This window comes from Porphyromonas uenonis 60-3, from assembly GCF_000174775.1.
GTDB lineage: Bacteria > Bacteroidota > Bacteroidia > Bacteroidales > Porphyromonadaceae > Porphyromonas > Porphyromonas uenonis_A.
Genome location: NZ_ACLR01000034.1, coordinates 64,201 through 74,261, shown reverse-complemented (window position 1 = coordinate 74,261; position 10,061 = coordinate 64,201). Strand labels below are relative to the sequence as shown.

8 protein-coding genes and 1 tRNA gene are annotated in these 10,061 nt (G+C 54.9%); 7 read left to right on the top strand and 2 right to left on the bottom strand.

Annotated features, from left to right (window positions below):
• On the bottom strand, positions 1-384 hold a 384-nt coding region (locus PORUE0001_RS01310; RefSeq protein ID WP_007364624.1), incomplete at its 3' end, for a glycogen/starch synthase.
• An 88-nt stretch (positions 385-472) separates the two neighbouring features.
• Positions 473-558 (bottom strand) — tRNA-Leu (locus tag PORUE0001_RS01305).
• A 255-nt stretch (positions 559-813) separates the two neighbouring features.
• On the opposite strand from PORUE0001_RS01305, the gene PORUE0001_RS01300 reads away from it, so the two are divergent.
• The 7 genes from PORUE0001_RS01300 to PORUE0001_RS01275 all read left to right on the top strand — a co-directional run bounded on the left by PORUE0001_RS01300 (position 814) and on the right by PORUE0001_RS01275 (position 9,998).
• Positions 814-1,314, top strand: coding sequence for a YceD family protein (locus tag PORUE0001_RS01300; RefSeq protein WP_232501380.1), 501 nt, complete (start codon positions 814-816; stop codon positions 1,312-1,314).
• Positions 1,315-1,329: 15 nt separating this feature from the next.
• A complete protein-coding gene (gene rpmF, locus PORUE0001_RS09910) occupies positions 1,330-1,512 on the top strand; it encodes a 50S ribosomal protein L32 (protein ID WP_007364621.1) in 183 nt (60 codons plus the stop codon).
• 180 nt (positions 1,513-1,692) lie between these two features.
• On the top strand, positions 1,693-3,174 hold the full coding sequence (locus PORUE0001_RS01295) for an acetyl-CoA hydrolase/transferase family protein (protein ID WP_007364631.1): 1,482 nt from the start codon (positions 1,693-1,695) through the stop codon (positions 3,172-3,174).
• 82 nt (positions 3,175-3,256) lie between these two features.
• Positions 3,257-4,165 carry a dihydropteroate synthase gene (gene folP, locus PORUE0001_RS01290; protein ID WP_007364597.1) on the top strand — a complete coding sequence of 303 codons (909 nt, stop codon included), beginning with the start codon at positions 3,257-3,259 and terminating at the stop codon, positions 4,163-4,165.
• A 25-nt stretch (positions 4,166-4,190) separates the two neighbouring features.
• Entirely contained in the window at positions 4,191-4,973 is a 783-nt protein-coding gene (cdaA, locus tag PORUE0001_RS01285; RefSeq protein WP_007364616.1) for a diadenylate cyclase CdaA, read from the top strand.
• A gap of 621 nt (positions 4,974-5,594) precedes the next feature.
• A complete protein-coding gene (locus PORUE0001_RS01280) occupies positions 5,595-8,612 on the top strand; it encodes a TonB-dependent receptor (RefSeq protein ID WP_232501379.1) in 3,018 nt (1,005 codons plus the stop codon).
• Positions 8,613-8,654: 42 nt separating this feature from the next.
• A complete protein-coding gene (locus PORUE0001_RS01275; RefSeq protein ID WP_007364644.1) occupies positions 8,655-9,998 on the top strand; it encodes a hypothetical protein in 1,344 nt (447 codons plus the stop codon).
• Positions 9,999-10,061: the final 63 nt, after the last annotated feature.

The following is a 10,061-nucleotide window of genomic DNA, read 5'->3' as shown; positions in this document are numbered from 1 at the left end:
TCGGATGAAGAAGATGCTGCGATCCGCATTGTCACTAGACGCTCCCTCAGAGGGCGGGCCGAAGAGGCTCTTGCGTCCGAAGAGATCCGCATTATCAATGAAGTAGACCTGTATGCGTGTAGATGGGATCGAGGCGACCTTGATGACGAGCGGGTGGTCGTAGTCATCGACGATGACGTTGATACCCGACAGACGGATCACCTCGTGAAGCTGGTTGCGCCGCTCATTGACCAAGCCGTAGCGTGGCATGAAGATACGTACGTCATTTCCCGCATTCTGTATATGCTCTGGGAGGTAACGAGCGACATGTGCGAGATCACTCTCTGGGAGGTAGGGATATATCTCCTGAGAGATGTAGAGTACTTTCTTGTCTTTGGCAGCCATAGTGTGATTTACTTTCGTTCCCTACAAAGATAGTGAAAAACAGCGACATCGCCCCGCTCCGCACTATCCGCCCCTACCGAGTAGTCGGTACCCAGAGCGGGACTTGAACCCGCACGACCGCAATTGGTCAAGGGAGTTTAAGTCCCTCGTGTCTACCGATTCCACCATCTGGGCAACAGCTCTGTGCGCTACACGCCACAAGGACCTAAGCACACTGCTCGACAAAGGTACGCAAAAAAGAGATTCACACAGCGCCATCAAGGCACTTGCCATCTGCTGATTTTTCTGTACCTTTGCGCCCATAGCCTTAGAGTACGCTCAGGTATATACTTAGGTATACACTCACGGAGCGTCTCTAGAGCCTCTTTATTTTCATTGGTAGATAAGCTAGTCGCACACATGTCTCACGGAGGTCGATACACGATACATTTGAAGGGATTGCCCCAAGGCGTCTCGACCGAGGACTTTGTGGTGGAGTCGGCTTTTCTAGAGTCACGTCCTACGTTTGACCTCAGCGGAGGTCCCGTAGTATGCACCATCCGTGTAGATCGTGTGGGAGAGACCTACGATCTGCTACTGACCCTCGCGGGCTCTGTGCAGACGCATTGTGATCGGTGCTTGGCTCCCCTGGAGATGCGTATCGACATATCCCAGCATCTGGTGGTCAAGCTAGGCGACCAGTACGAGGAGGTAAGCGATGAGGAGATCATCGTGCCACATAACAGCCCCTCGCTGGACTGCGCTGACCTGATCTACGACCTGATCGTGCTGTCGCTCCCGATCAGCCGTATGCACCCCGAGGGTGCGTGCGCCAAGGATATGCAGGCCATCCTAGACAATCTCGACGCTACCGCCGAGGAGGAGACGGATGGTCGCTGGGCTGCGCTCAGTACGCTACGTGACTCACTACAACAAGAGAAGGATAAATAATAAACTAGATAAACAATGGCACATCCCAAAAGACGGCAGTCCAATATGCGCACTGCCAAGCGTAGAACGCACGACAAAGCAGCAACCCCCACACTAGCTAAGTGTAGCAACTGTGGGTCATGGCACGTATACCACACCATTTGTCCTGAGTGTGGTTACTACCGTGGACAACTAGCTATCGAGCAGGAGGAGGCATAGGCGCTCGCCCTCGCTAAGCGATAAGACTCAAGCCCCTAGGCGATCGAAAGATCACGCTAGGGGCTTTCTTATTTTACAAGGAGGTGTAGGATGATTCCTTTTTTGTACCTTTGAAAAACGCTATCGCAGTGAGGCGACGGTGTCCTCTTAATAGCACAAACACTTAACCTAATATATAGTATGTCTTACCCCATCATGACTGCCGAAGAGGCAGCGAGATTAGTTCACGATGGCGATCAGGTAGGCTTTAGTGGCTTTACACCAGCTGGTTGCCCTAAGGTGGTACCACAAGCTATCGCTCATTACGCCGAGGAGGAGCATGCGGCGGGAAGACCCTTTCGCATAGGCGTCTTCACGGGTGCATCGACAGGCGACCGCCTCGATGGTGCCCTAGCTCGTGCTCATGCGATCAAGTTTAGGACTCCCTATCAGTCCAACAAAGACCTCCGCGCCGAGATCAATAGCGGTGAGGTGGCTTACTGCGACCTGCACCTCTCACAGCTAGCGCAGGAACTGCGTGCTGGCTTCTTTGGCAAGATTGACGTGGCTATCGTCGAGGCTGCCGAGCTAACGGATGATGGTCAGCTAGTCCCGACCACGGCCGTCGGCATCCTCCCCACCATCTGCCGTCTCGCCGACCGAATCATCGTCGAGCTCAATGATCGTCACCCAGCCAAGATACGTGGACTCCACGACATCGCCGAGCCTCTCGACCCACCCGCACGTCGTGAGATACCTATCTACAAGCCCTCTGACCGTGTCGGCAAGCCTTATCTACAGCTCGACCCGAAGAAGGTCGTAGCGGTCGTCAAGACCAGCGAGCCAAACGATGACGGAGGCTTTGCACCGCTCGACGAGGTGACGCAGGCGATTGGGGACAATGTCACGAAGTTCCTCGAGGAGGAGATACGCACGGGACGCATCCCTCGTGAGTTCCTGCCGCTACAGAGTGGCGTCGGCAACATTGCTAATGCGGTCCTCGCCTCCGTAGGCAAGAGCCCTAAGATCCCACCTTTTGAAGTCTACACAGAGGTGATCCAGGATGCCGTCATTGAGCTAATGAAAGAGGGACGCGTTAAGTTTGCTTCGGGCTGCTCGCTCTCGATCAGTCGCGACGTCATCCTAGACATTTATCAGAACTGGGACTTCTTCCAGGACAAGCTACTGCTCCGCCCTCAAGAGTACTCAAACAACCCAGGCATCGTGCGCCGCCTCGGGGTCATCACCATGAATACCGCTCTAGAGGCGGACATCTATGGCAACATCAACTCGACGCACGTCCTCGGCACTAAGATGATGAACGGCATCGGTGGCTCGGGCGACTTCACCCGCAATGGTTACATCTCTATCTTCACCACGCCCTCGACCGCTAAGGGCGGTGCCATCAGCGCTATCGTGCCGATGGTGAGCCACGTGGATCACACCGAGCACTCGGTCAAGGTACTCATCACCGAGTACGGTATCGCCGACCTCCGTGGGCTCTCTCCACGACAGCGTGCGGAGCGCATCATAGAGAACTGCGCCCATCCCGACTACCGCCCGCTACTACGCGCTTATCTGGCCCAAGCTTCGGAGGGTCAGACGCCTGTTTGTCTAGAAAAGGCTTTCGCCTTCCACAAAGCTTTGGCAGAGTCAAAGGATATGCGCCAAGCTAAACTTTAATTGATAAAAGCAACCCGCTCCTCGCCCCTACTCCTCCGTAGGTGACGGGGAGCGATCACTACCCACAAGACCTGACACGCTTATGTCTTACATACTCAATCTAGGGGGACGCGCCTTCGACCTGTCGGAGCCTGTCGTGATGGGCATCCTCAATGTGACGCCCGACTCCTTCTACGCTGGCAGTCGCAAGCAGACCGCTGAGGCGATTGCTGAGCGCATCCATGAAATCATTCAGGAGGGCGGACGGATCATCGACATTGGCGCTTGCTCGACACGTCCTGGCGGCGGCGAACTGGTTGATGGCGAGGAAGAGCTACGCCGACTGCGCCATGCGCTGGAGATCATCCGTGCCGAAGCGCCCGACCTGCCTATCTCGGTGGATACTTACCGTGCTGACGTGGCGAAAGCGTGCGTTGAGGAGTATGGCGTGGAGATCATCAACGATATATCGGGCGGTCAGGCCGATGCGCAGATGTACAGCACCGTAGGGGAGCTGGGCGTCGCCTACATATTGATGCACCTAGAGCACAATGTCGAGGGAATGCACCAAGTGGTCGACTACAAGCCCTCCGTCGAGGTGTGCGTGGCGGACTACTTCCGAAAGCGTCTCGAGCAACTTCACGCTTGTGGTGTGAAAGATGTAATCCTCGACCCAGGCTATGGCTTTAGCAAAAGCATGGACGACCACTACCGCCTGCTCACCCATCAGCGAGAGGCGCTGCAAGAGTTTGCCGAGCCCGTGCTGGTCGGTTTCTCCCGCAAGCGCATGGTGCAGACGGTCATCGGAGCAGATGCCATGCACTCAGGCGATGCGACCAATGTGCTACACACTTACGCCCTGATGGAGGGCATCGCACAGATCATCCGCACCCACGACGTACGTCTCGCTGTCGAGGCGATCCAGGTGACCGACATGATCCGCAAGCACCTCCCCGACGCTACAGGAGCGAGTAGCTACACCCACTGGCAGAGACCCCTAGAAATCCATTAACTATCACGCTTAGAGACTTAGGACTGTGACGCTAGACTGGTTATCCTTTACGCTTGTCGACCTCTTTGACATTATCCTCTCGGCACTGCTCTTCTACTATGTCTATCGGACACTGAGAGCGACCGCCTCGAGAGCGCTGATCTTAGGTATCTTCACCTTTATCCTCGTGTGGGTCATCGTCTCCAAGTGGGCCGGTATGATCCTCTTGGGAGGTATCCTAGACGAACTGGTCGGCACGGGTATGCTCATCCTGGTGATCATCTTTCAGGAAGAGATAAGACGCTTCCTAATCACACTGGGGAGTACCAATAGGTGGCGCTTCTTGCGAAAGATCTTCAAGGGAGACGATCAGACTGCTCAAGAGGAGCAGCGCTGTGTCGCAGCGCTCGTCCTGGCTTGTATGAATATGGCGCGCAAGAAGGTGGGCGCACTCATCGCTATCCAAGCCAAGCAGGAGCTCACCGCCTACCTCCACACGGGAGAGGTCTTTAAGGCTGATGTCAATGCCCGCCTGATCGAAAACATATTCTTCAAAAACAGCCCGCTCCACGACGGCGCCATGATCATCGTTGACAGCGACATACGAGCCGCCGGCTGTATCCTCCCCGTCTCCAACGATCCCAATCTCTCGAAAGACTTAGGCCTACGTCACCGCAGTGCGCTAGGACTCTCGCAAGCCACAGACTGTCTCGTCATCGTCATCAGCGAGGAGCGTGGCAAGATCTCTCTGGCACAAAACGGAGTCATCGACGTCGACGTCGACATTGACACGCTACGCCAGCGACTAGACGCCATCTACGCCAGCTAGCCCAGACACATATAACATATAGGTCAGAAGGAATGCACCGAGTGTGCGTTCCTTCTTTTCGTTTTCTGACCAATCGCATCGTGCTCTCCTCATGGGAGGTTATTGCTATCCCGTAAGAGTTATTCGAGGAGACTGTTGCAAAAGTCAACAGTCTCACAATCTTGCAAGCAAGATTGTCTAGACTTTGCAGAAAGGATGAAGAGCAAAGCGCTGAGGGTGAGGTCTGAAGGGAGCATACCTCCGTATGTGACCGAAGCCGAATCCCGAAAGCAACACAGCGATTCGCCTTTATGCAACAGTCTCTGGAGGGGGCGAGTAGATCACTCTACAGAAATGAGCTAACTATCAGTACCACTTGGGTGAAACTAAAGTTTCATACGGAAGAAACTGGAGTTTCATGCGGGTGAAACTAGAGTTTCATACGGAGGAAACTAGAGTTTCATACGGAGGAAACTAGAGTTTCATACAGAAGAAACTGGAGTTTCATACGGAGGAAACTTTGTCGAGTTAGCGACACTTCTTTCCGAAGGAGAGCTTGCGCCACATATTCCCTTGTCAGTGAAACGAAACAAACGAGTAACCGTATGATAACATTGCCACGCTACCTTTGCAGCGTAAGATTTGAAACAGAAGACATTTCGTATGCTACACAAGGCGCTTTTCTACACACTCGCCCTCTTGACACTCTTTACCGCTGGTGCTACACTGATAGCTCAGCCACACGGCCAGCCTATCCCTCACAGCGAGGCGGATCTACGACTAGGCACCCTCACGGGACGCATCGTTGACGAGCACGGCGAGGGACTCATCGGAGCCACCGTGCGCATCATCGAGACGGGTGGCGGACAGGTCACCGACTTCGATGGCAACTACTCCCTACGTCTGACCCCTGGCTCCTATACTGTAGAGATCGCTTACGTGGGCTACGCCACCAAGCAGATCAAGGAGGTCCGCATTACCGCTGGCAAGGAGACGAACCTCTCGGTAGATCTCGCCATCGCTGACAATGTACTAGGCACGGTGGTCGTGGTCGGCTCCTACAAAACGAGCAATACGGCGGGAGCGATGAAGATACAGCAAAGTATGCCTCAGCTCTCCACGGTCGTGTCGAGCGAGATGATTGGCAAGACGGCCGACAAGAACCTCGGCGAGGCTCTCAAGCGTGTCACGGGCGTCACCACGATGAGCAATAAGTATGTCGCGGTGCGTGGTATGGGCGAGCGCTGGAACGAAGCTTCGCTCGATGGCATCCCGCTACCCAGTACGGAGAGCAATGCCAAGGCGTTCGGCTTTGACCTAATCCCTACCTCGCTCATAGACAATGTGACGGTCCTCAAGACGGCTACGCCAGATGTCAGTGGCAACTTCTCGGGCGGCCTGATCCAGATCACCACGAGAGACATACCGACGAAGGACTTTATCTCCATCAGCGCTGGCACTGGCTACAACTCGCTCAGCACCTTCCAGACGCAGAAGTACCGCATCAGAGGAAAGTGGGACTGGCTCGGCTATGACGACGGTCGGCGCGCCCTCCCTAAGGGACTGCACGAGATACCTTTCGACCCGTACAACCCCGTTCCCGAGCTCTTCGAGCAGAGCAAGCGACTGACCACCGACAACTTTACCATCCATGAGGGAAAGACTCCGCTCTCGCAAAACTATCAAGTCTCTCTCGGCAAGAGCTGGGACCTCAACAAGAGCGGCAACCATCGGCTCGGCTTGATCGCCTCGCTCACCTATCGCAACACGCAGCAGCAGACCATCATTGACCATATAGAGCGTGGCGAGTGGATGAATGCCAAGCAATATAATAAGGTGCAGGAGAGCTTTGTCGATACTGGCATACGCAATAGCGGGGCCAACTACAAGTACAACACGACCCTTGCGGGAGTCCTCAACATCGGTTGGCAGCGGGGCACTAATCGCCTCAGCCTGCGCAACACCTACACCCATAAGTATGACAACGACCTCTCAGAGCTCACTGGTCTGAGTGACGAAGATCCCAATCCCGAGAGCAATCCTTACCGACAGCAGGTCAACTACCCGACCTTTCATGACCTTTTGCAAAACAAGCTCAGCGGTAAGCATCAGCTAGGCGAGTCGCTTCGTCTTGACTGGGCGCTGGCACACACCTACGTACAGCGCAATCAGAAGGATGCTGCCTTCACACAGCAGGTGAGCCAGCGGGACGAGACTGGAGCGCGTCACTTCTACAATCAGGTGGGCGTGCAGTCGGGGACGCTCTTCCCGCTGACCCGCGCTTGGTACCTCAACCATGAGCGAGACTTCAACGGGCAGGTCAATGTGGAGCTACCCTTCGACCTTTTTGGCAATGACTGGACGCACAAGTTCAAGGCGGGGTACGACGGCGCTTTCAAGGAGAATCGCTTTGAGTTTTGGGAGCTCTCGATGCACCTCTTCAACACACGAGGCTTTGACTTCACCACGAGCACAATCGCCGACCTGATCAAGGAGGAGAACATGCGCGACGGAGGCTTCGCCTGGGACCTCAAGCGACTCCAGGGTGACGGACGTATGTACCACGGACGGGTTATCCAGAATGCGCTCTACGCTATGCTCGACGACCGATACAGCGAGCTACTGCGCCTCGTCTGGGGTCTGCGTGTCGAGCACTATCTCTACCAGGAGCTGAGCAACCCCTCGATGTCAATGGGCGAGCTAAACATTGTTGATCAGGATCGCAAGGAGCGACCCGTGGCTATCATGCCTTCGATCAATCTCACAATCACACCGATCAAAGACCTCAACGTACGACTGAGCTACAGCCGTAACACGGTACGTCCGCAGTTTATGGAGCGCACAGCTTACCGCTTCTATGACCCCTTCCTCGGCGGGGAGATCTTTAACCAGAGCGTCATCTCGACGACTGTAGACGGTGCCGACCTGCGTGTCGAGTGGTACCCTGGCGCTGGCGAGGTAATCTCCATCGGAGGCTTCTACCGTTACCTAGACAAACCTATCGAGCGCATCGCTCAGAAGACTGCTTCCTTTGCCCGCTTCTACATGCTGATGAATAGCGACAAGGCGCACAGCTACGGCATCGAGTTAGAGCTTCGCAAGAACTTCGGCTTCATCCCCCTAGGCTCCTGGCTCGAGCATCTCTACCTCAACGCCAATGCGACCTTTACCCAGAGTATCGTCACCGGTATGGTCTCACGTGCCGACGAGCGCGGCATCCTTCACTGGGTACCCGTCACGCAGCGCCGACCGATGTACAGTCAGGTGCCCTATATGTACAATGTAGGCCTCTCTTACGAGAGCGACACCTTTGGGGCAAACCTTACCATGAACCGCTCTGGACGCAAGCTTGTCCTCAACACAAACCAAGCTTACGAGCAGGAGTACGAGGCTCCCTTCAGTCAGCTCGACGCACAGCTCTCCTACACCTTCCCCAAGCAGGGCGTGACCATCAAGGTCAATGGCTCTAACCTACTCAACGCTAAGCACATCATCTACACCAACCATGTGGACGACTTCGAGCGCGCTGCTAGCAATAATCAGATCCTAGACACGATGCGCCCTGGCACCTCTAGCGACTACGAGCCAGAACACGACAACGTTGTCTACCAGTACCGTGATGGCCTCTCGCTGAGCGCCTCCATTAGCTGGACTTTCTAAAGAATCAGAGATACTAACACTTCAATTATCTATCATAATATCATGAACAAGACAATCCGTTTACTGAGCCTCGTGATGGCTACCCTCATGAGCCTCGCACTACTTACCTCCTGCGACGAAACTGGCAATGAGCCTAATGGTGGTGGCGACAACAACAAGGTCACTGGTCGCACCATCGGTGGCAAAGAGCTCGTCGTCATCGAGGGCCGCATCAGTGGCAAGAACAATCACTGGACAGCCGACAAAGTTTATGCGCTCAAAGGCATCGTTACCGTTCCAGCTGGTGAGACACTCACCATCGACGCTGGTACCACGATCATTGAGGAGCCTACAGCTTCAGGAGCTACTGGCGTACTCGTCGTAACTCGTGGCGCTAAGATCATGGCCGAAGGTACCGCACAGAAGCCTATCGTCTTCACTTCCTCCAAGGCTGTCGACAACAACGCTGGCCGTCCCGCTCCTGGAGACTTCGGAGGCGTCATCATACTGGGTAAAGCTAAGGTGAATACCCCGACCGACGCTCAGTTTATCGAAGGCCTCAACCAAGGTGTCGAGGAGTATCGCTACGGTGGTGACAACGATGAGGACAATAGTGGTGTACTGCGCTACGTACGCATCGAGTACGCTGGCTTCATCCTAGGCGACAGCAACGAGATCAACGGTCTCACCTGCGGTGGCGTAGGTCGTGGCACCACGATAGATCATATTCAGGTTAGCTGGGGTCTGGACGACAGCTTCGAGTTCTTCGGTGGTTGCGTCAATGCTACCCACCTCGTCTCCTACGCTTGCGACGATGACAACTTTGACTTTGACAACGGCTTCACCGGTAGCATCACTTACGGCGTAGCTATTGCCAATCCTGCCTCGACGCACTCCGACAGCAAGGGTAAGTCGGACAGCAACGGCATCGAGCTAGACAACAATGCTAAGGCTCAGGACGAAACCTTCTCGCTGATCCCTAAGACGCACCCCACACTGACCAACGTCTCTATCATCGGTGCATCTACCCGTGTCGCCAACGTCCACAACAACTTCCAAGGCGACGCCTACAAGTACGCAGCTCGTATACGTCGTGGCGGTCAGATCACGCTCAAGGACTGCATCCTCACTGGTTATCCTAAGGGCTTCGTCCTCGACCCCGATGCCGACAAGATGGAGCACAGCAAGATTGAGGGCAGTTCTTTCCACGGCTTTGACGCTGCCTTTGAGATCAAGAACGGCTCCACCAAGCCCACCACAGGTATCATCGAGGTGGTCAACAAAGACTCCGCAGCTACCTTCGGCATGAAGGTTCCCTTCGGCACTCCAGCCGATTTCACAGGAGCTCTGGTCGGTGCCTTCCCCGCTAGCAAGGGCAACTGGCTACAAGGCTGGACCGCTTTCTAGTCCTCCCCCAAACAAAGAGCTTCCCGTGTACAAGTTCGCTTGCACACGGGAAGCTTTCTTTTT